This window comes from Candidatus Falkowbacteria bacterium (genome assembly GCA_026396835.1).
GTDB lineage: Bacteria > Patescibacteriota > Patescibacteriia > Patescibacteriales > Patescibacteriaceae > Patescibacterium.
In genome coordinates, this window is record JAPLWA010000004.1 from 460,731 (window position 1) to 486,281 (window position 25,551).

General features: G+C 35.4%; 30 protein-coding genes. 9 read left to right on the forward strand and 21 right to left on the reverse strand.

Translation table 11 applies throughout. From position 1 onward, the window contains the following. Nucleotides 1-50: 50 nt before the first annotated feature. Complete coding sequence (locus NTY12_03490) at nt 51-593, reverse strand: RNA polymerase sigma factor (protein MCX6793066.1); 543 nt, start codon at nt 591-593, stop codon at nt 51-53. Between the two features lie 106 nt (nt 594-699). Here NTY12_03490 and NTY12_03495 point away from each other — a divergent pair, with 106 nt between their 5' ends. Both NTY12_03495 and NTY12_03500 read left to right on the forward strand, forming a co-directional pair. Continuing rightward, on the forward strand, nt 700-2,106 hold the full coding sequence (locus NTY12_03495) for an MBL fold metallo-hydrolase (protein MCX6793067.1): 1,407 nt from the start codon (nt 700-702) through the stop codon (nt 2,104-2,106). A 2-nt stretch (nt 2,107-2,108) separates the two neighbouring features. After that, nucleotides 2,109-2,945: a hypothetical protein gene (locus tag NTY12_03500; protein MCX6793068.1), complete on the forward strand. Its 837-nt coding sequence runs from the start codon at nt 2,109-2,111 to the stop codon at nt 2,943-2,945. A 67-nt stretch (nt 2,946-3,012) separates the two neighbouring features. Here NTY12_03500 and NTY12_03505 read toward each other — a convergent pair whose 3' ends face one another. The 8 genes from NTY12_03505 to NTY12_03540 form a co-directional block, all read right to left on the reverse strand. Next, nucleotides 3,013-3,633, reverse strand: coding sequence for a hypothetical protein (locus tag NTY12_03505; protein MCX6793069.1), 621 nt, complete (start codon nt 3,631-3,633; stop codon nt 3,013-3,015). A 209-nt stretch (nt 3,634-3,842) separates the two neighbouring features. Next, nucleotides 3,843-4,334, reverse strand: coding sequence for a hypothetical protein (locus NTY12_03510; GenBank protein ID MCX6793070.1), 492 nt, complete (start codon nt 4,332-4,334; stop codon nt 3,843-3,845). A gap of 183 nt (nt 4,335-4,517) precedes the next feature. Then, on the reverse strand, nt 4,518-5,102 hold the full coding sequence (locus tag NTY12_03515) for a hypothetical protein (GenBank protein MCX6793071.1): 585 nt from the start codon (nt 5,100-5,102) through the stop codon (nt 4,518-4,520). Between the two features lie 9 nt (nt 5,103-5,111). Further along, nucleotides 5,112-6,308: a CHAP domain-containing protein gene (locus tag NTY12_03520; protein MCX6793072.1), complete on the reverse strand. Its 1,197-nt coding sequence runs from the start codon at nt 6,306-6,308 to the stop codon at nt 5,112-5,114. Between the two features lie 96 nt (nt 6,309-6,404). Then, nucleotides 6,405-7,019: a class I SAM-dependent methyltransferase gene (locus tag NTY12_03525; GenBank protein MCX6793073.1), complete on the reverse strand. Its 615-nt coding sequence runs from the start codon at nt 7,017-7,019 to the stop codon at nt 6,405-6,407. A gap of 5 nt (nt 7,020-7,024) precedes the next feature. Further along, on the reverse strand, nt 7,025-7,372 hold the full coding sequence (locus tag NTY12_03530; protein MCX6793074.1) for a hypothetical protein: 348 nt from the start codon (nt 7,370-7,372) through the stop codon (nt 7,025-7,027). A gap of 9 nt (nt 7,373-7,381) precedes the next feature. Beyond that, on the reverse strand, nt 7,382-7,831 hold the full coding sequence (locus tag NTY12_03535) for a hypothetical protein (protein MCX6793075.1): 450 nt from the start codon (nt 7,829-7,831) through the stop codon (nt 7,382-7,384). A gap of 12 nt (nt 7,832-7,843) precedes the next feature. After that, nucleotides 7,844-8,614 carry a hypothetical protein gene (locus NTY12_03540; protein ID MCX6793076.1) on the reverse strand — a complete coding sequence of 257 codons (771 nt, stop codon included), beginning with the start codon at nt 8,612-8,614 and terminating at the stop codon, nt 7,844-7,846. 81 nt (nt 8,615-8,695) lie between these two features. Here NTY12_03540 and NTY12_03545 point away from each other — a divergent pair, with 81 nt between their 5' ends. Next, nucleotides 8,696-9,118 carry a hypothetical protein gene (locus NTY12_03545; protein ID MCX6793077.1) on the forward strand — a complete coding sequence of 141 codons (423 nt, stop codon included), beginning with the start codon at nt 8,696-8,698 and terminating at the stop codon, nt 9,116-9,118. Nucleotide 9,119: 1 nt separating this feature from the next. Beyond that, nucleotides 9,120-9,536 carry a hypothetical protein gene (locus NTY12_03550; protein MCX6793078.1) on the forward strand — a complete coding sequence of 139 codons (417 nt, stop codon included), beginning with the start codon at nt 9,120-9,122 and terminating at the stop codon, nt 9,534-9,536. Nucleotides 9,537-9,600: 64 nt separating this feature from the next. Here NTY12_03550 and NTY12_03555 read toward each other — a convergent pair whose 3' ends face one another. Further along, the gene (locus NTY12_03555; GenBank protein ID MCX6793079.1) at nt 9,601-10,023 is read right to left on the reverse strand and encodes a hypothetical protein; all 423 of its coding nucleotides are present in this window, start codon (nt 10,021-10,023) and stop codon (nt 9,601-9,603) included. Nucleotides 10,024-10,184: 161 nt separating this feature from the next. Here NTY12_03555 and NTY12_03560 point away from each other — a divergent pair, with 161 nt between their 5' ends. Continuing rightward, a complete protein-coding gene (locus NTY12_03560; protein ID MCX6793080.1) occupies nt 10,185-11,309 on the forward strand; it encodes a hypothetical protein in 1,125 nt (374 codons plus the stop codon). A 58-nt stretch (nt 11,310-11,367) separates the two neighbouring features. Here the strand turns inward: NTY12_03560 and NTY12_03565 are convergent, their stop codons facing one another. Continuing rightward, nucleotides 11,368-12,435, reverse strand: coding sequence for a prepilin-type N-terminal cleavage/methylation domain-containing protein (locus NTY12_03565; protein MCX6793081.1), 1,068 nt, complete (start codon nt 12,433-12,435; stop codon nt 11,368-11,370). A gap of 75 nt (nt 12,436-12,510) precedes the next feature. On the opposite strand from NTY12_03565, the gene dtd reads away from it, so the two are divergent. Further along, nucleotides 12,511-12,948, forward strand: coding sequence for a D-aminoacyl-tRNA deacylase (dtd, locus tag NTY12_03570; GenBank protein MCX6793082.1), 438 nt, complete (start codon nt 12,511-12,513; stop codon nt 12,946-12,948). Nucleotides 12,949-13,252: 304 nt separating this feature from the next. Here the strand turns inward: dtd and NTY12_03575 are convergent, their stop codons facing one another. Then, the gene (locus NTY12_03575) at nt 13,253-13,525 is read right to left on the reverse strand and encodes an HU family DNA-binding protein (GenBank protein MCX6793083.1); all 273 of its coding nucleotides are present in this window, start codon (nt 13,523-13,525) and stop codon (nt 13,253-13,255) included. A 204-nt stretch (nt 13,526-13,729) separates the two neighbouring features. Here NTY12_03575 and NTY12_03580 point away from each other — a divergent pair, with 204 nt between their 5' ends. Together NTY12_03580 and NTY12_03585 are read left to right on the forward strand one after the other, a co-directional pair. Then, nucleotides 13,730-14,152 carry a type II secretion system protein gene (locus NTY12_03580; GenBank protein ID MCX6793084.1) on the forward strand — a complete coding sequence of 141 codons (423 nt, stop codon included), beginning with the start codon at nt 13,730-13,732 and terminating at the stop codon, nt 14,150-14,152. Between the two features lie 7 nt (nt 14,153-14,159). After that, the gene (locus NTY12_03585) at nt 14,160-15,281 is read left to right on the forward strand and encodes a prepilin-type N-terminal cleavage/methylation domain-containing protein (GenBank protein MCX6793085.1); all 1,122 of its coding nucleotides are present in this window, start codon (nt 14,160-14,162) and stop codon (nt 15,279-15,281) included. A gap of 64 nt (nt 15,282-15,345) precedes the next feature. Here the strand turns inward: NTY12_03585 and rpmB are convergent, their stop codons facing one another. The 6 genes from rpmB to NTY12_03615 all read right to left on the reverse strand — a co-directional run bounded on the left by rpmB (nt 15,346) and on the right by NTY12_03615 (nt 19,071). Then, complete coding sequence (rpmB, locus tag NTY12_03590; GenBank protein ID MCX6793086.1) at nt 15,346-15,582, reverse strand: 50S ribosomal protein L28; 237 nt, start codon at nt 15,580-15,582, stop codon at nt 15,346-15,348. A 59-nt stretch (nt 15,583-15,641) separates the two neighbouring features. Beyond that, entirely contained in the window at nt 15,642-16,334 is a 693-nt protein-coding gene (locus tag NTY12_03595; protein MCX6793087.1) for a 2,3-bisphosphoglycerate-dependent phosphoglycerate mutase, read from the reverse strand. A 137-nt stretch (nt 16,335-16,471) separates the two neighbouring features. Then, on the reverse strand, nt 16,472-17,404 hold the full coding sequence (locus NTY12_03600; GenBank protein MCX6793088.1) for a hypothetical protein: 933 nt from the start codon (nt 17,402-17,404) through the stop codon (nt 16,472-16,474). 136 nt (nt 17,405-17,540) lie between these two features. After that, nucleotides 17,541-17,963 (reverse strand): EamA family transporter, encoded by a 423-nt coding sequence (locus NTY12_03605; protein MCX6793089.1) that lies wholly within the window; start codon nt 17,961-17,963, stop codon nt 17,541-17,543. A 3-nt stretch (nt 17,964-17,966) separates the two neighbouring features. Continuing rightward, the gene (locus NTY12_03610) at nt 17,967-18,623 is read right to left on the reverse strand and encodes a phosphatase PAP2 family protein (protein MCX6793090.1); all 657 of its coding nucleotides are present in this window, start codon (nt 18,621-18,623) and stop codon (nt 17,967-17,969) included. Between the two features lie 49 nt (nt 18,624-18,672). Next, nucleotides 18,673-19,071: a cupin domain-containing protein gene (locus tag NTY12_03615; protein MCX6793091.1), complete on the reverse strand. Its 399-nt coding sequence runs from the start codon at nt 19,069-19,071 to the stop codon at nt 18,673-18,675. 176 nt (nt 19,072-19,247) lie between these two features. Here NTY12_03615 and NTY12_03620 point away from each other — a divergent pair, with 176 nt between their 5' ends. Further along, a complete protein-coding gene (locus tag NTY12_03620; protein ID MCX6793092.1) occupies nt 19,248-19,820 on the forward strand; it encodes a phosphoribosyltransferase family protein in 573 nt (190 codons plus the stop codon). 96 nt (nt 19,821-19,916) lie between these two features. Here the strand turns inward: NTY12_03620 and NTY12_03625 are convergent, their stop codons facing one another. From NTY12_03625 to NTY12_03635, 3 genes are read right to left on the reverse strand one after another with little or no spacing between them, the layout of a single operon-like run. Next, entirely contained in the window at nt 19,917-20,843 is a 927-nt protein-coding gene (locus NTY12_03625) for a protein kinase (protein ID MCX6793093.1), read from the reverse strand. A gap of 45 nt (nt 20,844-20,888) precedes the next feature. Further along, nucleotides 20,889-25,232 carry a hypothetical protein gene (locus tag NTY12_03630; GenBank protein ID MCX6793094.1) on the reverse strand — a complete coding sequence of 1,448 codons (4,344 nt, stop codon included), beginning with the start codon at nt 25,230-25,232 and terminating at the stop codon, nt 20,889-20,891. 9 nt (nt 25,233-25,241) lie between these two features. Further along, entirely contained in the window at nt 25,242-25,541 is a 300-nt protein-coding gene (locus NTY12_03635) for a DUF5663 domain-containing protein (GenBank protein ID MCX6793095.1), read from the reverse strand. Between the last annotated feature and the right edge of the window lie 10 nt (nt 25,542-25,551).

Below are 25,551 nucleotides of genomic sequence, written 5' to 3' on the forward strand. Positions count from 1 at the left end.
AAAGAATGCTTTTGGTGCATTCTAATAAAAAACCTAATATATTAAGTGATTTAGTCCTCTATTTTTCTCTTGATTAAATCAAGGGCGCGACGATAACGACTTTTGACCGTATTGATCGAAATCTTAGTTTTGTTGGCGATTTCTAAAAAGGTTAGTTGATCCTTGGTATATAATGAAAAAATGTTAGCTGAGATTGGCGACAAAGACTCAGTCGCCTGTTGCAATTCTTCTTGCAGACCACTTTTAATAATTTCTTTTTCTAATTCATTATTATCACTTAAATTATCAGCAAAAAATTCTCCCAGAGCTGCAAATGGTTTATCAGTCTTTTTCTTGAGCCAATCTAAGCTGGTGTTTTTAGTAATTTTATAAAGCCAAGGACTAAAGTTTTTAGATTCATCAAATTTTTTCAAATTCTTCCAAACTTTTATGAAAACTTCTTGGGTAATATCTTCTGCTTCAACAGAACTCTTAACATAACGAAATGAAAAATTATAAACCAAACTTAAATAGCGCTGAACCAAAGCAGAAAAAGCTTGTTCATCGCCTTTTTTGGCTAAAATTATTAACTTTTCATCATTAAATTGCTCCATATATTGCTAATTATGACCTTATAATTATGTATTGTCAAACAATAGGTTTTTATTTCTAAATATAGTATAATTCATTAACAAATAGTCTTATAGCTAAACATTAAACATGAAAATAACATTCTTCGGCGCCGCCCAAGGCGTTACTGGATCCAAGCATTTAATTGAATCCAATGGTTTCAAAATTTTATTAGACTGCGGTCTTCACCAAGGCAAAAGACAAGAAGCCTATGAGTTAAATAAAACCCTCCCCTTTGACGCCAAAACAATTGACGCTGTGATTTTATCGCACGCGCACGCTGATCATTGCGGTATGTTACCAATGCTGGTTAAAGCTGGTTATAAAAATAAAATTTTTACCACACCAACCACAGCCGATATTGCTCGTTTGATTATGCTAGATTCAGCCAAGATTCAAATGAGTGACTATTTACATCTTAAAAATAACGGCATTCCAGAGAAGGATTTATTACAACCACTTTATACAACCGATGATGTTGAAATAGCTTGTAAGCATTTTGCTGAAACACCATACGCTAGAGCAAAAGCTGGTTGGCATGAATTAACAAAAGGTATTCGTTTTAAGTTTTATGATGCAGGCCATATTCTTGGTTCAGCCGTCACGGTTATTCAAAGTGATGAAGCTAATGGTACAAAAACCTTAGCTTTTACTGGTGACCTCGGCAACGTTCACGTGCCAATCTTAAATGACCCTGAATTAATTGATGAGCAAGTTGATGCCATAATTTCAGAATGTACTTATGGTAATAGAATTCATCGTCCAGTTGGCGATGTTACTAAATTATTAATCGATGTTATCAATGAAGCTGTGCAACACAAAAAGAAAATTATTGTGCCGGCTTTTGCTTTAGGTCGTACTCAAGAATTAATTTATGTGCTACATAAATTATACGATGAGAAAAAAATTCCTGTTATTCCAATATATCTTGATAGCCCCTTAGGCTCTGACGTAACCGATGCTTTTACTGAACACTATGAAGATTTTGATCATGAAACATGGCAAGATTTTATTTCTCATCATGAATCACCTTTTGCTTTTAAAAATCTTCACACCATAACAACAACCGAAGAATCGAAAACACTTAATTCCATAACTGGACCATGCATGATTATTGCTTCGTCTGGTATGTGTGAAGGCGGCAGAATCTTACATCATCTTGAGCATAATGTCAGCAACCGTAATTCAATTATTATCATTACTGGTTATCAAGCTGAACATACTTTAGGTAGAAAGCTTTTAGAGGGCGTTAACCCAGTTAGAATTTATGATCGCTGGCATGAATTGAACGCTAAAGTCATGACGATTAATGAATTCAGCGCACACGCTGACCAAGCTGGCTTGTACAACTACATTTCCAAAATCAAAGAATTAAAAGATGTTTTCTTGGTTCACTCAGAAGAAATTCAAGCAACCACCTTTGAAAGAATTCTTAATGAACGCTTACCAAAACTAAAAGTAATAATTCCTAAAATCGCCGAGAGTTTTGAAATATAATTATGATCGGATTTTTATTGACTATTCTAGGGTCTTTTTTAAGTGAGACCTCTACTTCAATTGGCAAATCGGAAATAAAAAAGAAAAAAGAAAGCATCCTTTCTTTCATGTTTTTAAACCTATTTTTTGTTTTCATTTTGTTTCTTGGCATAGCTATTGTAAATCCAAGTAGCTTTGTTTTTTCTTTCAAATCATTACCAACTTTTACTTTGCGCATTGTTCTGGAACTAATTCAAACCTATATTGCCGTTAAGGCAATTGCCACAGCTGATCGTACGACTTTTAGTTTTATCAGAACGATAACCATTCCCCTGCTTTTATTAGTTGATGTTATATTAGGCTACGCCTTAAATCTAAATCAAATTATTGGCGTTGCAATTTTATTTATTGCTTTGCTCTTAAGTTTTGTTGATCATACAATAAATAAAAAAGGCTTAGGTTTAGTTATATTTACGGCAATTAATTCAGTTGCGACAATTTCACTTTATAAATATAACATTACTCATTTTAACTCCTTTGTCGCAGAACAATTGATTGTTACCTTTTTCGTAATTGGCGCGGCGCTCATCGCCTTAATAATTAAAGAAAAGAAAAATCCGTTTAAACTTTTATTAAAAAAACCATTCTTCTTTCAATCTTTTTTTATGGGTACCGCCGCGATCGTTGAAAGCATTGCTTATACTTTTTTGCCAGCTTCGATCGTCGTCGCGATTGTTCGCGCCTCTGGTATGATATGGTCAACGGTTTCGGGCCGTGTATATTTCAAAGAAAAACACATTCTTCATAAAGCCGCGATTGTATTAATTATTATCGTGGGCTTTGTCTTCTTGATTAAATAATAAGGTAAATGAAAAAGGTAACCGTTTTGTGGTTACCCTTTTTTAAATGTGCGTTTGAAAATAATTGTTAATTATCTTTTACAACCGACAGAATCATGCAGTTATCGATTGACTCGAGCAAGCTTATGGAAATAAAACCCTCTTCTTTTGAATAAGCCGGATAGCAATCCTTGCCATCGTAAACTTTAAAGAAGCCCGTTGTCATAATTCTACCCTTGTTCAATCCATCAATATCGTTCATTTTCTTTGCATAGTTGGCATACTCTAACAAAGTAGCAGGCCTGCAGACACCTCGGCAATTGTTAAAATCCTCAAAGGATTTATGCACCTTAAACCTTCTGAGCTTTTTTCCTGTCTCGCCTGATCCTGTACCGAGTCCGCCGGGATTAAATCCGTTAAGTCGTTCTTCCGACGAGGCATTCTTAAACGGAGGGGCAACTGATTTAAAATTAGCTGAATTAATCAAATCGATTTCATCAACATCGTAATTAATTAATATTTCAGTTTCGCCGAAATCAACCACATCACCTCTTTCTTCTTCTTTTACAACAATTGCCGGCACCTCAGTTTCATAGAAAGCCTTAAGCTTATCTAGGGGCAAGTCCCCGCTTCTCAATGCATCGATCACCTTTTCAGCAATTTCGCGCACTTGATCTTCATCGGGTATTATTTTTGGTCCTTTTACCATTTTTTTGTCTCCTACATTTTAGTTTGTATAAATGATTATAATTCAAAAACTCATTAAACGCTTCGTTTTTTTAAATCGCTTAATCGGCTATTGAATAATAATCATATTTCAAAGAACATAATCCGATAATCTATCACTTTTTAGTAATTTCGTCAAGGGTAAAATAAGAGGGATAGCCTTTTTTGACTACCCCACTTTTTTAAAAAAATCTACCTTTCTACGCCTAAAATCACAAATTCTTTCTCTGAGCCCATGCAAGTCATTGAAAACTTACCGTCTTTAGTTACTAAGTAGTAAATTTGATGATCAACTTTCTCGGATGATCCCATTGCTATCACGTTATTTTTACCATAAGCCTGCTTGAAATATGCACCTTCTAGCGATGTAGCATGCCTATATTTTAACTCATCAAAGCGACCTAAATCATCAAAGATTTTCATCTTTGCGTGTACTATGCCGCACTTGTTTTCAACTCCTTCGAACAAAGTTGAAAAACTATGAAACCCAGTATCTTGACGAACCTCTTGCGTCAATTCCGGGGCCAAACTGTAGTCAATTATGACGTCATAATGAGTTTTACTCATTATAAAATCATCAACAGATTCTTTGGTTATCGGGGAATCTTTTTGTGCTATGATCCCGATAAACTTAGCTATAACTTCAACCATACCTTCGTTCATGTCCGAAATTAATACTATCATCTTGACTATAGTATTAATTAAATTAATTACTTTTTGATTCAATTTTTTCTCCTTCAGATTTATAATTTAATAGTTAGCTAAAACACCGATCAGCCATCAGGGGCTTAATTAACTATTAAATTATATTTTCAAAGAACGCAATTAAACAATCTACCACCTTTTGTTAGTTTTGTAAAGACAAAGCTAATCTCTAACGAATCTAAGGCTTGATAAATTAAAAGGTTCAATCCCATCCATTCCGTCCTGCCTTTGTGCTATTAACAATCCGTTATTAGTCATATAGATTTCTGAAGAAAAATCACTCAAGTTGCCAAATAACATACAATCATTATTGGCTTTGTGATTTATCATTAAGCTATAAGTTTCTAAACCATCATGCTGAGTATATTGATTTCTTTCTACGGCACATAACTTATTTTTATTTAATTTATCCGCGATAGATTTAATTTGCGCTTCAACTGTTAAATTATTATCTCTTGTCCAAAAATATAGTTTTGACTGATAAATACTATCTTCCAGCGCACCATCAGCTAAAACTTTAAATGATAAATTATTATCTTTAACAACTGAATTTGGTTCACAACGATTATCAAGCAGATAAACCTTGCCTTTCTCGCCTGACTTAAGCGTTAAAGAGATTTCGTAATCTTTATTTTTACATTCCAATTTTTCAATCGGCTTAGCACTTTTAGACTGAATAAACAAAAAAATAAAAATACTAGTTAGCACAGCCAAAGATATTAAAAGATATTTATTTTTCTTTATCATATTGTTAGATTATCTTTTTAAAAATTGACTAACCCTATTCCAAAAATTTTTGAAAAAGGATGGCTGGTTCGCTTGTGCCTTGACGGCTGGAGCAGAGTTACTAACTTTCACTGCCTCATTAACTGACGTTGGGCTAAACCAACCAGCCATTGCTGTGCCATCACTTTTTAAAATTGAGTAACCGCTACTAGTTTTCTTAACATCAAAACTTCGAACTGCTTGCTTGCTGGCATTCTGATCAATAATTTCAACATAGCCTCTGTTAGTTTTATTATCAAATTTCGCTTCAGTTACAACCATAACATGACCATACTTACCTTCAGTCCAAAATAATAGATCACCTTCGCTTGGTAAGTTGAAACTTTTACCATTAACATGCTGTGTAAAAGTATAAGACGATTTGGCGCTAGCTAAACGATTATTAATCGTATTAACCATATTCCACATTGTTTTAGCGTCACCGACTGGTCCAATGTTTTTAATACCATAAACTTGCGACTGATACCTTTTAGCAAATTCAACGCAACTATAAGTCGTGCCAGAACTACCAACGCCATTATAATAAGCCACTACGCCATTAAACTCCCCCATTCTCTGTCCAAAACGCCAGCCGCCATTAGGAATAGAATTGTAAATCGCGGCTGATAAACCAAAAGGATCACTATAAACAATTGGATTATTTCTACTATAACTATAGCTATTTTGTTGCTGCGGATCAATTAAACATTCTTCGCCTAATTGCCAAAATTCTGGATCCTGACTAATAAATCTAGCGCTTAATGAATCATAATAACGCGCATTCAAATACTGTAAATTACTAAATTGGTCATACTCCTGACCAATAAATTTTCTTTTTTCGTCATGCTTAGCTAATTTATTATCAAAACGCAGTGATCCAAAAGCATAATAATCAGTCAGTTCATTAATTTTCTGCTGCCTATCTAAGACAAGACTGGAGCTATTAATATGATCTGGATAAATATAGTAAACCGTAGCTGAATTATCAGAGCCGTCAATCGTAGCGATAACTTGATTACCCAAAAAAATATGCTTAGTTGCTCCTTCAGGACCAATCGAATAATTTTTAGTGGGATAAATTATTGTTTCATTAGAAGAGGCAGAATAAACAATATTTACAGAAACAACAAAGTACAAAACAAACAAGAAAACTAAAATTAGTTTTCGAAAAAAATTATAAAAAAACATACCCTCCTTAAATTAACCCAGCCTCCACTCTGATAAATATCAGCGCTTCGGCGGGCAAGTTAATAAATGGAGGGTATGGAGAGAAAACTTCAAGCTCTATGAACCAAAAACCAAACCATATAAATCATGCTCTTGATTAATCGCTGTTTTTACTTCTTTAATAAATTTAAAATCTTTAAAATATAATTTTATATCTTGTGGCGTAACTGGATTAATCAAATCCATTAAACGCTTGTCGTGCGATGACATCAATTCTGTTGTTGGCTGCTGGAAAGGAAATTCTTCTAATAAAATTATCCTACCACCGTCTTCTAAAATACTCTTCCAACCAGCAATAGCTTTAACTCTATCCTGTAAATAATAAAAAAGATTACAACAAATAATCGTTTGAAATTTTTTATCTACTGCTATAGCCTCCGCGTTATTTTTAATAAATGAGCCTTCACTAAATGATTGCAAACTTTCTTTGCACAAATTAATCATTCTATCAGAAAAATCATTAAGCGTAACTTCCAAATTTTTCTGAAGTAAAATTTTAGACAAATAACCAGTACCAGCCGCTAAATCTATAACTGGAGATTTTATCTGGTCTTCTAATAAATTAATAACTTCGGCTTGAGCTTTATAATGCCCTGTTTGCAACATGTGTTCATTATAATCCAAAGCCGCTTCGTCCCAGAACTCTTTAATATCTTCCGACTTATTAGACATAATAATTAGAAATTAAAAAACCTGATCGCCGAGTCATCAGCCGAAACATCTAGGTGCAAAGCTTTTGTAATACCAAATGGAGCAAGATAAACTTCTTTGTTATATTTAGCTAAACCCTCGGATAATCTAATAAATAACGCTTGGGCTAACGTCGGCTCAATAACATTTTCATACAAATGCGCGAACGGAACAATAACAATCTTTAAAGACCCCGCTACATCTAATAATTTTAAAACAATTTTTTCGATTTTTTCTGAAGATTCTTCTTTATCAAAATGGCAAAAACAGACAAGCCCAGAATGAACCTCTTTATCTATATAACTATAGTCTCCCAGAAAAGTGAGGATTCTCATATTCTATAATTACTTTAAGCTAATCTTCTTCAGATCACCATTTAAGAAAATTGATTCTAGGCCGTAAACTTCTTCCTTAAAGCCTAGATTTTCAGAAATAGGGTTAAGAATATAAATAGGTTTTTTATAATGAAAAGCGATCACCATTTCGGCTAAAGTATTTCCGCCAATATAGCCGGCTAAACCATTCTTAGGATAATTCAAAACTAAAATCGCATCACTCTCTATTACTTTCTTAAAATGATTTTTTATTAGCCAAGTTTTCTTTTTATAGTTCTTGGCATCCTTAAACCAGGTCTTATATGTTTCGACTCTAAAGTCACCGTTATCCTTCATCTTCATGGCAGTATAAGGATATTTAACCTTAAAACCAAGTTTAACTAATTCTTCGCCAATTTCAAAACCTTGCTTAAAGAAAGCGGCGCTCGAGCACAAAGTAATTATTTTCTTGTTTGACATATTAAAAAATCTTTACTTTTTAGCGCTTAGCCACAACATCTCAAATAGCGCTTTCATCATATTAACATTTTCTTCTGATTTTATAAGCACTGTTTCTAATGTCTCGTTCCAGGTTGTAAAAGATACGTATTCTCCCCAAACCACAATTGTTAAATCTGGATTATATAATTTTTTAGATAGCAGTCTTGTTTCTCGATTAGCCTTGTTCTCATTCTTACTAACTTCAATACCTAATTTACTTTCTGGTAATAATAATCTTGTTTTAATACCTCTTTTATTTTTTTCTTTATAATAGTCTCTTAAAAATTCTGGATAAAATACAAACTTTTCTGCTTCAACACCGAATCTTAATATTTCTTGTCCTTTCTTAAGCTCTAATGTTCTATTATATAATTCTTTAAAACCAAGTTCACCTTTTAATATTTCAACTTGTGCTCCTTTGGCGCTTTGTAAAAAATGTAATTTTTGAATATCAGTCACTAAATTATTTAATTGCGCTTTGCGCGCCACAATTGTTCTTTCTTGATCTTCTACATAGCGTTCAATGGCTTTTGGTGAACTAATAACATAATTACTTCTTTTACCATGAACATATTCATCTATCACACCAAGCTTAGATAGCTTTTCAATTGCCACCACGGCTGTCGAACGAGGTAAGCCGCTATACTTAGCTATCTCATTAATTGTCATCGAGGGATGTGATAGTAAAATAACATATACCTCGGCTTCTGCCTTGCTTAGGCCAGAATTAACAAGTTTTTCTGTTAAATTTGTTGTTTGCATATACTTGTATTTAACACCAAAAGTTTTATTTTGGCAAGTAAACGCGCTATAATATGTATGAGCTTTATTTATAATAACATTATGAAATATAATTATCTGAAGCTGAGTTTCTATCTCAGCTTGGCCGGAACATTGTTTGCCGGCTATATGAGCGGCGTAAAACTATTTACCCACACCTGTGCTTTTAATGAGACCTGCCCTTATTTTATGGGTATCCCGGCTTGTTGGCCTGGCCTAGCTATGTTCTTCATAATGTTTATCATGACTATTTTAGGTTTAAGCAAAAAAGTTTCAGAATTTGCAGTACGTAAAACATTATCATTTGTTTCCCTACTAGGAGTAATCTTTGCTGGTCGCTACGTTGTTGAAGAAATGTTTTTACTAATTAAACAAGGTTATAGCCGCTATGCTCTTGGTCTGCCAACCTGTACCTATGGATTAATTTTCTATATTATCATTTTTTCCATTTCTATTTGTTGTTGTAAAGACTGCTGTAAAAAATAATATGATCAAAAAAATCTTTGAAAAAATCGAGCATAAAATTCGCGGCGTCCTAAGCCATTACCCTACCGTCTACGCTATTATTGGCGGCGTCGGTGTAGTTTTATTTTGGCGTGGTGTTTGGCATACTATGGATTACTTAATGCTAAATGTTAAGTCAATCAGCCTTAGCTCATCAAGTATTGATTTAGCAAATGAACTTTGGTGGGATGGTCCCCTGTCTTTATTAATTGGTTTAGCCATGCTTTTACTGACAGGCGTATTTGTCTCAAATTTTATTGGTAATGAAATCTTAATCAGCGGTTTACGCGGCGAGAAAAAACTATCAGAAAAGACAGAAGAAGAAATAGAAACCGAGGCTGATAAGATTGATGATATTGAAAAAGAATTAAAAAATATTTCAAAAAAATTAAAACAATAATCTCTAAACAAAAAAGCATCCCAACGTTTTGTCGGGATGCTTTTTTTAATACAAAGTTTATTTTCTATTCAGTTAAGTTTCCAATCAAGAAGGAAGCTAGAGCAGCCTTAGCTTTGTCGCTTGAGCCATGCTGGCGTGTAAAAGCTGCTGTTCCGTCAATTCCACAAAGACCAATAATAGCCTTATCTCCTCCTGGGTGCTTACTAATCCAAGAAGTTAAATCATAGATATTCTTATCAACTACTGCCCAACAATCAGTTGTGCTCTTGTGAGCTGACACTTCTGCAAGAGAAGCTTTTACTAACTTCTTTGATTCAACTACAGGCTCTTGAGCTGGAATCTTACTACCCTGCTCTTCAATGCCCCTTTGTTCAGAAACCTCACTCTTGTCGTCGGTAATTGGCGCAGATGATTTTGTTTGCCAAATATAAAAACCAGCAGCAACGATTACGATAACACCTAAAATTAGAGCGATTTGTTTTTTCATATTATATATTTTAAAACATATAAATTTATGTTTGTTACAATAGAGTATACACTATTTTTGTAACCTTGAAAAGCCTAAGCGCTCACTAAAAAAATATTTAAAAAACCCTAGCGAATTCGGCTATAAACAAAATATCGTGCTATAATTAAGTAAGCTAAATTATGAAAAAAACAGTCTTTACTCAAAGTGCCTCAATAATCATCGGAACAATAATTGGAGCCGGTATCTTAGGTTTGCCTTTTGCCTTTATGAAAGCTGGCTTTTTAACCGGCCTAATGGTTCTACTAATAATATCTTCTTGTGTTATTATCTTGGCTTTATTTTTAGGTGAAATAACATTACGTACTAATGGTAAACACCAAGTCAGTGGTTATGTTGGAGTTTATTTAGGCAAACATCTAAAAAATATTCAGGCTATTTTATTACTTTTCGGTATGTATGGCGCCTTATTAGCCTATACAATTGGTCAGGGCCAAATCTTATCAAATCTGTTTGGCGGCTCAAAGGTTTTATGGTCAATTATTGCCTATATATTTTTAAGTATTCTAGTTGTTAAAGGTTTGGCGCTAATTAAAAGAATAGAGTTCATAATTGGTCTTTTAATTTTAGGATTTATTTTTGTTATCGGAGTTTTATCGACGCCTCACATTAACATAGATTACTGGCACGGTTTTTCCTTGGCCAAGTTTTTTATACCTTATGGTGCAATTCTATTTGCTTGCTCTGGTTTAGTCGCTATTCCTGAAGCCAAAGAAATAATTAGTGCCAGCAAAGGCCAGGCACATCTTCGCTCAGCAATTTTAGTTGGTTATCTAATTCCAATTTTGATTTACATTAGCTTTACTGCAATAATCATTGCTGTAACAGGACCAGGCACCACAGAAATTGCTACAATTGGTCTAACTTCTGTTATTGGACCAGCTGCCCTACTTATTGGTAGTTTATTCTCAATTGTAGCCATGTCTTCAGGTTTTATGGCCCTAGGCAACGCTATTAAAGAAATCTATCAATACGATTATAAGCTTAAGCCTATTCTATCCATAACGCTTACTCTAGCCGTACCAATACTTATGTTTTTGCTTGGACTAAGAGATTTCTTTGGTGTTGTTAGTTTGGCCGGTGCTTTAAGCGTTGGCTTAACAGGCTTAATTGTAATAATTGTATTTTGGCGAGCTCGTAAAAATGGTAAAAGGAAACCCGAATATACCGTACCAAGTTGGCTAGCAATTCCAGCAAGTATAATTATTTCAATCATGCTAATTATTGGCTTAATCTATACTATATAAATTTTGTATTATAAAACCGCCCTAACATCTTGTCGGGGCGGTTTTTATTTAACTTGAATTAATCTTTAAGACATCTAACCGAAAAACCATAGTAGCGGTGACTCCACCCATAATCAAAGGTATCAAAATCGGAGATGATTTCTCTGCTATAAGAGAAATCATCAATGTAACGTTGAGTTGACCAATAAAGCTCACTGTAACCATGCCAAATAAAATTACCGCCGCCTCTTTGGCCTCCGGGTGTCGCAACAAATCCATAGTTATCGGTTCCATTCCAGGGAACTACTGACGTGGACTTCGCTTTTAGCTTCTTACCAGCCAAAGCATCTCCACCGGCAAAATCTGATAAAGTCTGCCAGTCAGTTTCATTTGGTATATGCCAACCAATTGGGCAAATACCCTGATGAACTAGACCAGGAGTACAAGCGTCAGTCTCGTTAGTAGGTGCGGTATCACAATCCTGAGGTAAAGCCATGGCTGTATGCCATTGATATAGCCCGCCTTCAGAAACGCAGTTAGAAGGCTCATCATCATAGCAATATTTTTGAATATCACCAGCATCAGCATTTCTTTGGTTCTCGCTACCATTAACCCTAGAACCAACTCTCAAATTTTGTTGCATCCAACACTGAGATCCAATTTTTACTGTATCGTACTGATTACCGTCCTTGTCAGTAATCTTACAACCGCAATCAGCAATACTCCCGTCTGGCGTTAACTTATTTATACCGGCCTTAGCTGAACCTGAATCCCCTGCTAAACAAAAACAAATATTGTAAGAAGTAGGCGAAGTTCGTTCATAGATATAATCACTATTAGCACAACTTGCTTCTTTTCTGGGCTCTGGATTTGATGGCACCTTTTCTAAATACACAATTGAATTACTAGGATTAACTATTTGATTGCCTGCCGTAATAACAGTTGGATAAAAACCCATGGAATTAAAATACATCTGAAGCCCCACTTGGATAGTCTTAACGTCTGCTAATCTTTTAGCATCCCTAGATTTTACTCGTGGATTGGATAAAGATATTACTGCGGTAGTAGCCAAAACACCTATAATTGCAATAACAACTAATAATTCTATAAGCGTAAATGCTGAATTGTTTTTAGATTTGAGTTTCATAATATAGTTAATTTTACTCCATAAACACCCAATCAAGCAATGGACTAATGAATTTACTAATGATATAAATATATTATGCGTTGCCTTATTCAGCGTGTTAATCACGCATCAGTTAAAATAAATGAATCAGAAATTAGCCATATAAATAATGGTCTTTTGGTTTTTGTTGCCATACATGTTAATGACGCTGAAGAATCAATCTCTAAAATGGCTGAGAAGATTATAAAGCTAAGAATTTTTGAAGACGAGACAGGAAAAATGAATAAATCAGTCTTGGATATAAACGGCGAGGTTTTAGTTGTTTCGCAATTTACTTTATACGGTGACTGCTCGAAAGGCAATCGACCAAGCTTCATTGAATCTGCGTCTCCGGATAAAGCTAAACAACACTATGACAAATTTATAAAATACTTATCAGAAAAAGATATTAAAATTCAAACTGGTCAATTCCAAGCACATATGAAAATTGAATTAACTAATGATGGACCAGTTACCGTAATAGTAGAAACTTAATAAAAATCAACTACCCTACCCCCAACCCCTCCCCACGCAGAGCGTAGGGAGGGGTGACTTGCATTGACGTAAACACTGAAAAAGATATTTATATAGACTAAAAGGCTCAAGGGGTTTGGGGGCTGAATTGAGCGTCGTGATTGGCGATATAAAAGGTGAATAGAAGCAATAGCGAATTGAAGCCCCCAAAACTTTTGTTAATTTGGCAATACAAAAGTAAGTCCTAGAGGCGGCTTTAAAAAATAAAACAAATAACCCTGAACCATATGGTTCAGGGTTATTTTAAGAATGCTAACTTAGCGTCTTATAGAACAGCGTCCTTAGCTGCTTTTGAAAGACGGAACTTAACAACAGTCTTAGCTGCGATCTGGATTGATTCACCAGTTGCTGGGTTGCGGCCCATACGAGCAGCACGCTTAACCTTAACTAATTTACCAAAGCCAGGCAAAACAAATTCACCAGCTTTTTTAACTTCTGAATAAGCCATAGTAGCTAATTCAGTCATCACGGTGGCAACATCCTTCTTGGACATGCCTGTCTTGGAAGCCAAAGCTTCCATGAATTGAGACTTTGTCATAGTGACTAATTAATTATTAAAAGGCGAAAGCCTCTTATATACTTATATTATACAGCAAATCAAAGAAAACAGCAATAAAATAAGGGGTTTTATATTTAGGGTTAAAAATGACCATATTTTAGAAGCTAATTATACTCCAAAAAGTTTCATTGCTAAAGCTAAAGATGCTATAATATTAGGGAAAAAAGAGCACTAAATTAACTTATGATTAAGAAAAATGGCTTCACTTTTGTTGAGGTAATAACAACCGTTGCTATCATTGGCGTTCTAGCAACTATTGCGGCGATTTCCATCCGAGCCTTACAAATGAACGGTCGTGATGCACGTCGAGTTAGCGATATAAATGAGATAAGAAACGCACTCAGCCTCTATTATTCAAAATATAATCAGTACCCAACTTCAATTACGCCGGGCCAACGCTTTCAATTGGGTAACACTATTTTTATGGAAAAGGTTCCATCAAATCCTACACCTAGAAATGATGGTAACTGCAATGACAGTGAATATATTTATGAAACTCAAAATAACAACATATCCTATACTATAAACTTTTGTTTAGGAGATAATTTTGCAGATATAAGATATGGTAATAATCAAGCTGTGCCAGAAGGCATTATCCCAAACTAAATCTTTTATGAACAATACTCATAAACAAAATGGCTTCACTTTTATAGAGCTAGTTACGGTTGTTGCGGTTGTAGCCGCACTTATGACCTTAGCGGTTGTTAGTTTTAATAGACCACGAATTCAAGGACGAGACAGCAAAAGAGTTAATGACATCAAAGCAATTCAAACAGCTTTAGAATTATATTACAATCGCAATAATTCTTACCCGACTTATATAATCCCTGGCCAACTACTTGGCAGTGGCAACAATGTTTATCTTAATCCTGTGCCGACAAACCAGGCACCAAGAAATGACGGAAATTGCGGAAATAATGAGTACACCTACTCTGCGTTAGATGATAATAAAGATTATGAAATAAATTTTTGCCTGGGTGGTGACACAGATAAAAATTCAAACGCCACAATGGGGTCCAATGTTGCTAGCAAAAACGGCATTAACGTTGCACCAGGCTTAGTTGCTTGGTGGAAATTGAATGAAAATACCGGCAATGATGCTTATGATACAACTGGAAACAATAATATTTGCCATCATAATCCTGCCCCTGAAATAAGCGGCTTCTTCTGGGGAGATTTACCTAGTTGTAAGACTGGTCTTTGCGCACAGTTTAACGGTATAGCTAATTCATACCTTGATTGCGGACAAAGCGATGCCTATCTTGTTAATAGTGGTTCAATTTCTTTGTGGTTCAAAGCTGATAATAGTATTTCTAATAGCGACAACCGTTTAGTTGAAATTGGTAGCGACATTAATCCAGAGCTTGATATGGTTAGCTTAATTTGGAATGGTGCAAATGTCTATCTTCAAGAAATCAAAGCTGCAGGAGAAATAGCAACCCTTAACTCTAATACGGATACCGATCTACAAACCGACACCTGGTATTACGTAGTCGGAACCTGGGATTCTACTGGAGCCAATATTTATGTCAAAGGCGATGGAGTAAACATTGTAAATAGCGCAAGCGGAGATAGTACATTAGCACTTCCTCAGGGCCACACTATATTGAGCATCGGAAATAATACTTATGGTGATTTTAACAACCCTTGGAATGGCAACATTGATGATGTCAGAATATATAACCGAGCCTTGTCGGCAACAGAAATACAAGCAATCTACAACTCACTTAAATAGCCTGATTATAAAACCCCGCACCATAAAGGTGCGGGGTTTTATAGTCCGAAAAATTAATGTAGGACTAGCGCTGAGCAACTAGCTTCTCTAGATCATAAACTTTACCAGCTGCGTCCCACTTCTTAAGAGTCTTGATAGCGGTTGTGCTTAAAGTAAGTTTTACCATCCGACCGGTCTTAGGATTTTTCACCCGCTTGGTCTGAAGATTTGGCTTAAACGTGCGCTTGGTACGACGATTTGAGTGGCTCTTATTAAAGCCGCTTTGTGTTCGTTTACCGGTTAACTGACAAGATGTCGCCATAAAAATTTAGTTAAAAACAATATGCCCATTATGAGCTAAAATAAGAAACATGTCAAGCTTTACTTTTTAAGAAAATAACTCTTCAGTACTCTACCAGCAGCAATGTCATAACATAGCGGCACGCCAGTTGGAATCTCAAAATTAACAATTTCCTTATCACTAATACCGTCCAAGTACTTAACCAAAGCTCTTAAGCTATTACCGTGAGCTACGACTAAGACTCTTTCCCCTCTTCTTAGGGCTGGTCTAATAGCTGACATCCAATAAGGGACTACACGTCGAACAGTATCTTTTAATGATTCTCCATTTGGCATCAAATTTGGCTTTAAACCGCAAACCGAGGCTGGAACTTGGCCCTTGCGGCTAAGTTCATCGCCCGCAGGTGGCTTCTCGTTGTATCCGCGGCGCCATGCCATAAATTGCTCATGTCCATATTTTTGCTCGGCTGTAGCCTTATTTTTGCCTTGTAGGCCACCGTAGTGACGTTCATTAAGCCTCCAAGAGTATTCAATAGGTAAAGACATCTGATCCATCTCCTCAAGCATTATCCAGAGCGTTTTAATAGAACGCCTTAAGACTGAGGCAAAAGTATGGTCAAAAACAAAACCATTCTTCTTAAGTATTTTACCAGCATTAGCTGCTTCGCGCCTACCTTTCTCCGACAAGCCAATATCAACCCAACCAGTAAAAACATTTTTACTGTTCCAAAGACTCTCGCCGTGGCGAACTAAAACAAGATTAGGTTGTTTCATAGGATTAACTTCAATTTCATTATAACACGCCTGGGCTAAATAAAAAAATTACTGGTTAATAGTATATTTATAATTTTTTGTCAAATAAAAAACCACCCCATTATAACTTTCGCTTAATGGGATGGAGTTTTTTTCAACTAGTTATTCTTGTAATCCTTTGTCCAGAACTGAATGCTACGCATAGCTTTATAAGCGTCGCCTGGATGGCCAAGGAAATATAGTTTTCCATCAGCCGGACCAACATACCAAGCATCTTTTCCACCAGTAATGTTAATCAAAATATTTCCTCTTTGCTGATCGGCGTATTTTTGATCGATTGGCAAACGTGCCTTAGCAACTAGTGGGTCAAAGCCAGTCAGCAATTCCTGCTTATCACTAAAGCCATCAGCATCAGTATCGGCCTTGTTAATATCAGTTCCAACTGCTTGCTCAATTTCATCAGACAATCCATCCTGATCAGTATCGGGACCATTAGCTAAATTAGCATCAGCTAAAGCGATTCTTCTTAGGTTACCAGAGGTTGCGCCGCTACCTAAAGTTAGAATCAAATTATAAATATTAGCATCAGATGAAGTTAGCTGTAATTTACATTGCTCAAGATCCTTAACTGAGCCAGCTTGTGTTTCAATATCTTTCTTATATTGTTCTGCTTTTACGTTAAGATCGTCCTGTACTTTTTTCAAGCTTTCATCAATCTGCTTAACCTCCGCTTCTTTCTTGGAAAGATTGTCAGTTACCTTTGTTAGTTGATCTTTGGTTTGAGTAATATCTAAAAGTAATTTTGTATTGTCATTATAAATTTTAATTATCAAGCCTACAGCGCCTAAGAATAATGCAACAATTAAAAAATAGAAGAACCAGCGTTGCCAGTGACGCTTACTAACTTCTTTGGCAACAGCTTCGTGATGCTCAGCTGGTGGAATACCGGCTGGAGTTGGCATAGTATTATTTCCAAACATAGAATTAGGATTTTTATTAGCTGTTGCTTGCACAGCCGTCGTCGATTGCCCACAATAAGGACAACGTGACGTATTATTTAAAATTAATTTTTGACAATTAGGACAACGCATATACAACTATTATATCACAGTTTAAAGTCTATAAAAACTATTTATGGTTCCGTAGCCCTCCTACGTTCGCCTCTGGTGTTACGGATAGCAAATCTTGGCGTAGGACTATTTATAATTCCGAAGCTTTAGCGAAGGACTATTTTATTAAAACTGTTGCTAAAACGCCAGCAGTTACCAATACTCCGCCTAGTATATTACCCAAGGCTGGTTTTTCACCTAAAAACATAAAAGCTAAAATTATAGTTAAGGCGACACTTAGTTTATCAATTGGTGCGACGCGTGAGGCTTCCCCTATTTGTAAGGCTTTGTAATAGAATAACCATGACAAACCAGTCGCTATGGCTGATAAGATAATAAAGATATATGAATATTTAGAAATTTTCATTACCTCATGAGCATTGCCTTGAATAAAGACAATTACCCAAGCAAAAACCACAATAATTACTGTGCGTATTGCAACTGCTAGGTTACTATCAACGCCTTTAATACCAATCTTGCCAAAGATGGCAACCAAAGAAGCAAAAAATGCTGATAAAATTGCATAGATAATCCAAGACATAAATTATTCAATTAAAGAATTAATTCTTTTTCTAAAATTAGTTCCGACTAACACACCAACCAAACTACCAAAAATCGCACCTGCCACAAATTCTGAAAACCAATGGATACTCGTAGAAACAGCTAAGCCAATATAAAATGCATAGATCAGCATAATATATTTTAACACTTTATTTTTAGGATATAAATAAATCAAAGTTAGAGCAGTAGCAAAGGCCACTGTGGTATGTGATGATGGCCAACCCCAAAAAACTCCGCCACGCATAAAGCCAAATCTAAAATTATGACTAACGTCAATTAAACTATTAACTAAATCTGGCTGCAAACGACCGGTGACTGATTTATAGGCAAAAGAAAACAATAGTCCAAGTATGCCAGCCTGGCCTAAAGCAAAGCCTAAATTTAACGATGATTTATTTTTTCTAATAAAACCAATTGCTAAATAAATTAGCGGAACAATAATAGGCAAAAGTCCGCCCAAAGCAGCCGCCGGCAACCAGGCAAAATGAGGAACAAAACGTGTGGCCGTAAAATACCACCAATCAAAACCTGATAAAACGAAAACCGAGGTTAAGATAATAGCACTAATTTGCCACAGTAAATTACGCCCTTTAAATAAAGCAGCGATATTGGCAAAAAATTTATAGAAAAGTAGAGACATTGAGATTACTTGTAGTTCCGAAGCCCCGACATTTTGTCGGGACGTAGGACTACTCAGTAGTAGTGCCATCAAATTCTTCTTCGCTCGCGAGCGCTTCTTCTTTAGTGGCGCGAACAATGCCGTCTTGGTGATGAGCTGGAGAATAAATGGTATATAATTTTAAGTCGTCAGTTGCAGAAGCATTTATAACATTATGTTGGGCACCGGCAGGAACTATAATCGCTGAGCCATCCATAACTTCGTATTCATTGCCATCAATAATAACTTTTCCAGTCCCCTTTTCAAAACGGAAAAATTGATCATTGTCAGAATGAACTTCCATGCCAATCTCTTCATTTGGTTTTAGTGACATCAAAACCAATTGACAATGCTTAGCCGTATAAACAACCTTACGAAAATTTGTATTTTCAATTGTTTCTTTTTCAATTGGAGCAAAATATCCTTTCATATGTTTAATTAAATTAATTAATAATTATATATTTCTTACCTAATTATAAGCATTTTTAAGACATTAAGCTAGTAACACTTTTTATTAGACCCAATCCTTTACAAAACCCCGACTTACTGCTTAAATAAGAGCAAAATAAAATAAACTTAAAATAACGCAAAGGAGAACCTTAACAAATGGGATTAGAGAAAAAACTCATAACAATAGGCGGAGTTGATTATGCTCTTACTATTCCTGCCTCTGAAATACAAAAAAAGGTCAAGGAAACAGGAATGGATATAATCAATAAATATCGTGAAAAAAAACACGCACCAATCATACTGGCTATTTCAAACGGTGGAGTACCCTTCGCAATAGATGCAATAAGATATCTAGACGGAGAAGGTTTTGCCAATGAATATGCAAGTATTGGTGTTGAAGGTTATGGCAAGACTGAAAAAGTTGGTAAAATATCAGTTTATAGCCACCCACGAGTACTATTGTTTGGTAGAGATGTAATAATACTAGAAGACTTGATAGACACGGGGCATAGTTTAAATTTTGTCTATAAATATGTCAAAGAAAAGCAAGCAAAAAGCGTTGCTGTTTATCCTGTCTGTAAAAAGCTAAAGCATTTTGAACTTGATTTTTATATATCAGGCGTGCCATTTGAGCTGCCAGACGGATGGGCAATTGGCTACGGCATGAATGACAAAAATGGATTTGGTAGGGGCCTGTCAGGGATATACGTAAGAGTAGAAAGCAACTAATGCTTATAAATAAAAACCACCAATCTGCTAACACAGAGATTGGTGGTTTTAAATTTGAAAAAAATTACCTTACTTTTTCATTGCCTTTGTTAGAGATTACTCTAATGTTTTATAAACCTTTAATAAATCATTCGTTAAGTCTCTAGCGCTAGGATAACGATCTTTTGGATCAACCGACATTGCTTTTTCTATAATTGGCCTAATAGCATCAGGAATAGAATCTGGAAATTCAATTTTTTCATTTTGCTGCAGCTCTCTATATTTTTCCTGTCTTTCTTCGTAAGTTGTCCCGTCCTCATTAATTTCATGAGGCCACTTACCAGATAGAAATTTATAAAGATTAACTCCTAGCTCATAAATATCAACGGTCTTGTCAAATTGGTCACCTTTCTTAAAAAATTCTGGTGGCATAATAAAACGATTAACTCCGTCTTTATTTTTTACAAAATTACTAACATACGCATCATCAAAGTCACTTAATTTAATTCCATTGTCATAAATAAGAATATTAAGGGGTGCAATATCTGCGTGAACTACATTAATCTGATGAAGCTTTTCTACTACATCACTTAAACTTATAGCGATCATTAGGGCTTCTTTAGGAGGTAGTTTAGAATTTTCTTTTAAATATTCCTCAAGATCGCCTTTCGCCCTGGGGTAAATTTTTATAAGTTGGCCGTCTTTTTCTATAATCTTTAAAGGTAAACAAGCTGCTGGATGAGAAAAATTAGAATCAAGTAAATATTTTTCCACTTCCGATCTCTCTTCTAAAGTTCGCGGTGCCAAAGGATTCTCATTAACTTCCTTTACTACTACCTCATCACCAGTGTCTTTATTATAGCCCACAAAAACCTTTGTATCTCCGTCACTATATATCTCTTCTTTATTGAGATTAATATCCCCTCCTATAATACCAGCCACATCCTCATGACCATCTTTGACATTTAAAGATAAGATATTATTTTTATAAAACTGGCTGAGCTTGTCTTCATAATTTTCAACAGGAAATTCCAAATTATCCATAGGTCTTAATTTTGAGATGATGATTTATTACTATAATTTCACTTTTTAAAGACTAGTTTTGTATTTAGCTTTAGCAAGATCTATTTTGTCTTTAGCTTTCAAAATCTCCTTGCTCTCTCTAGAAAAATCTTTAACCTTTTCATAACTTAGAAAATCGTCAACCTGCCTATCTCCGAAAACAGCGCTATTCTTTTTTGCAAGATCAATGTAATCAACAAAGAGCTTCAGTCTTTCTTTATCAAGCTTAATTCTCTTGTTCTCCCAGCCTTTTAATATTAGAGGTTCTTTTTTGTCAGCCCTACCAGATAACATTTCATACAATTTATCAAAAGTTAGTTTTGACAAATCAACTTCTTCTTTTTTAAGAGGAGCCTTTTCTGGTTTTGGCTTAACCTCAGGCTTTGGTTTTGTTTCAGGTTCTGGCTTAGCCTCAGGCTTTGGCGTGGATTCTGGCTTCTTTTCTAGCGCTGGCTTTATTTCTGGTTCCGGTTTTTTTTCTACTGTTGATTTAAATTTGAACTTAGGCGATTTCTTTTCTGGCTCTGATTTACTAAATTCTTCCTTACTAATCTTACTAGACTTATAGTCTCTTAACTTAACACCCATTTTCTGATACTTTTGCAAATTTTTCACCAAACGACTCATATTTTCTATGACAACATCTCCCTTATCGGAAACCTTATAATTGATACCTAAGTATCGAAGATTTTTTTTATAATACTTATTATCCTTTCCTTTATCAAGTTGCTCCCCTCTTTCATAAACATCTAATGTGCGATTAATAACATATTCTAATTCTTTTTTTAATCTGGCTACGTCCTTTTCATCTTCAAAATTATAAGCAGACTTATCTTTATCTAAATCAAAGGCTCTAATTTCATTATCAAAAGCACTAAAACCCTTATCCCATTGCTCAACCGGAGCTAAACCACTTTTCCAAGCATCAATGGCCCGACGAGTTGAAGTATATAAACGAGACACTTTAGCACCAGCAAACTGTATGGCTTTAACAGCTTCATCATCACCACCACGCGCTGATACGATAGCTTGACCCACGGCAACATCTTCACCACCGACTTTTTCTTTAAGATAACCTCCAATAGCTGAGTAAATACTAGAACGAAAAGCAAAATTAGCTCCGCTAGAAGTCATTCTATTAGTATTAATTCTTCCTTCGGTATTTAAAAATTGAAACAAGCGAGTACCAATATGAATAGCGGGGTATTTAACATAAGCCGCCGGATCCCAATCAAGCTGCCCCAACATACCATCAATTTTATTGTTGGCTTCGAACTTATCAATAAAGTTTTTGATATATTCTGGTGCAATACCTTCGTTATCAGCGTCATTACTAACCATAATAAGATCAGGCGCAGCTTTACCGCGCTGATGATTTCGATATAATGTAGCATCACTCAAAAGCTTACGGGCATTGCCAATCTTAGCTTCAGCAAAAGGTAATACCTTTTCTATTATTTTAATTCTTAAATTAGGGTAATTTTTTTGAAAACGCTTTATTTCAGCTAAGGTTTCATCTGGCTTAACCTCCTTGCCTTCAACGTCTTTATCGGGGCGATTTACTAAAATACAAATTTCATATTCTTTTGGATCAGCCGTCTGTTTAGTATAATTTTCTAATGATTTATAAATATTTTTACCTTCTTGATGACCAGCTGCTGGAATACAAATTGTTAATTTAGTTGTTTTTTCCATCGGGCCAGCTTGTTTAGCCAGTTCCTCTATTTCTTGCTCATACTCTTCGCTAAACTTACTCATATAAGCCTCGGCCTCATTATAATGATCTAATTGAGCATCAGGATCTTTAATCAAGGTTTCGGAACGATTTTTAATAAATAGTTTTTGATCTTCTTTGCTACTACCTTTTTGATTATAACCATAAGGCAAACTATTATAAGCTTTTTCCAATGGCGTTCTAGGCATAATAGGCAAAACAATTGGCAAATCAATTGGCGCGTCAACTGGAACGTCTAAATTAGTTATAACAGTCTTTACTTCATTAACAACATGTTCTGGAGAAGTACCCTTAAAGCCTTCGCCAACATGAGTTGCTAACATTCTTATTTTTTCTGAACCATCTGGATTTTGGCCAGTTGATTGAACAACCTCGGCATATTTTCCTAAAAATCTAGCTTTACCATCCTCATTAGCAAACAATAATTTACCAATCTCACTATCCTTATCTATAAGCGCGTTACCATTAGCGTCAATTGGCACTTCACAAGCCGTGTTTTGTGTTTCGCTTGACAAGGAGAAGATCATCTTAAGACCACCGGACTTAATAAGTTCTTGAGCATTAACGGATTGATTGCCATGATAAGATCCCTTAGGCATCATATGCTTAACATTAAAGACATAATTACCTTTGCTATCAATACCAGAATTACTATCACCGCCCCACCAAAGCTTTAATTCGTTTTTATCAAAAGCTTTAGTGTTATTATCAAGCCACAAAGCTCTCTTAACCTGATGAAACAAACCAGGATTTTTATTTATTATATCTTCTGGCTGAGTACCAGGCGTAGTCGTCTCAACAGCAGTGCTAACAATATTTTCTGACATGATAACATTATTATTAGCTAAAATAATCTTAGCTTCTTCCGTCAAGCTGCCATCAGGATTAAATTCAATATCACCCGCTACTATCTCATCACCATTCATTAAATTATAAGCACCACCAGACCCAGCTACTAAACTAGCTCCTTCAGGTAATTTAAAATGTCCGCCATTAATTATTTCTTCATGAATTGGCCCGTTTAGACGAGGGCTGTCTCCGCCTGCTATCCAGCGGCGTAAACCCTCAAACACCGTAGCACTTTTGCCTTCACTTTTACCATCAAAAAAGCGTTCGGTTATACCCTGTAGATTACCGTCAAACCAAGATTTAATCTCCTGAACCCCAGCGCCAATCGTTAAGCCAGCCAAAACTGCCCATCCGGCTCGAATCGCCATTTTTTTAGTTTTCATCTTCTTAAATGATCTATTTTTTTCTTCAATCCCGCCTCCATCTTGAAAGAACATCTTAGTTTTAAGACCAATTAACTTAGCTAAACTGTCATCAAAATTATCACCGCTTGGTAAATTTAAATCACTCCTTTTATCTAAAGTATTCCTTAGATCAACTTTAGCCTTAGCGCGAGTAAGATTTAAATCATATCTTTCTTGTTCAACTTTTTTAATATTAGAAAAACTAATCAAATCAATTCTTTGCGTGTCTGATATCCTAATACGGGCTTCAATCTCGGCTAAATTAGCTAAAACAAGATTTAAATCTTCTTGCGACATCTCTTTTAAACTACCATCTGCCTCATACAAAGAAGCTTCTAAATTTTCTTTAAGATTATTAGCTAATTCAGTGTTATATCTTAATTCCTCTAGTTCAGCTCGCCTTGGCGCCATATCTTTATTAAATTTTTTACCCTGGGCTAAATCTCTATTATGTTGGCGACGTTCATCTTCTAAGCGCTTACTTTCTTTAAGCGCGGCAACCCCACCAGATAAAAGCGTAGCCGCCCCGAAAGAACCCAAAGCAAATAATTTACTACGAAGCAATCTTTGAGAAACCGCAGTAGCTATACAATAAGCTGTACCAACAGCCACGGCCACAGTAGTTTCATTAACTAAACTACCAATTTTTGTAGAAGAAATTTTATCAACTATTCTATCAATTTTATTATAATTAGCCTCAGTTCTCACGCCGGCTTTAGCCTTACCAACGATAACGTCAAACTCCAGATCCATTTCCTCAAGCTTTTGACCATGCTCAACATTAGCTTTAATTTGCTTAGCAATAATTAATAAATTATCAGCATACATACCGCCCTTACCCAAAACTGACCCCTTATTAGTCGAAGATTCCTGAAATAAACGAATTTTTTCTTCCTGAAAAGTGCTGTCATTTAGGTTGCCTGCAGCATAATCTTTTATTAAATTAGTAATGTCATCTTTTAACTCCTTTTCTTCTGCGTTATTTTCATCTAACACCTCTTTCTTTTCACCTGCTTCAGTATGTATCATTTCGTCATACTCTGAAACAAAGCGATCAACGATTGCAGACATAGCTTCGTCGTGCTCTTCCTGGCTACCCTGCTCGGTTGCATAAATATTGCCTGATTCAAAAATTAATTTTTTAGTTCTAGCAATTTCTTCTTGACGATATTTCTCTTTAAATAGATTATGCTTAAATATTTTTTTAGAAAAATTAACAACTCCTTCTTTGGTGAATATACTTTTAAATTTCTCAAGCACACCCGACCCCTTGAGCTCTAATTCGCCAGCTGCTGCCGAAAGAGAATCTTCAGCTGCGTCAATCGCAGCTGCCTTAGCCCCCTCTTCGTTATCGACAATAACTACCTTAATTTTTTCATTCATACAATTAAGCTAGGCTAAATATAATTTCCTAAAATTAAATAACTCCAGTGCTACCACGGCTTCTAAGTCAGGCACAACACTATTTAAAAATTCTTGCATTTTATCTTCATCTGGCGCATCAAGCAACTGTTCAAATTCATCTAATTTATCTTCTGGAATATTGCCTAAAATAGCGGCGTTGATTCTATCTTCTAGTCTAGTTTGCAAGTCACTTTTTAATTGCTCAACTACCTCGGGAGCGAGAATACTTAAGTCTTTCTCTTTAAGCAACTCAATAATAAAGTCATCTAAGCTTTTATTGGCTAACATAGTGAGTATT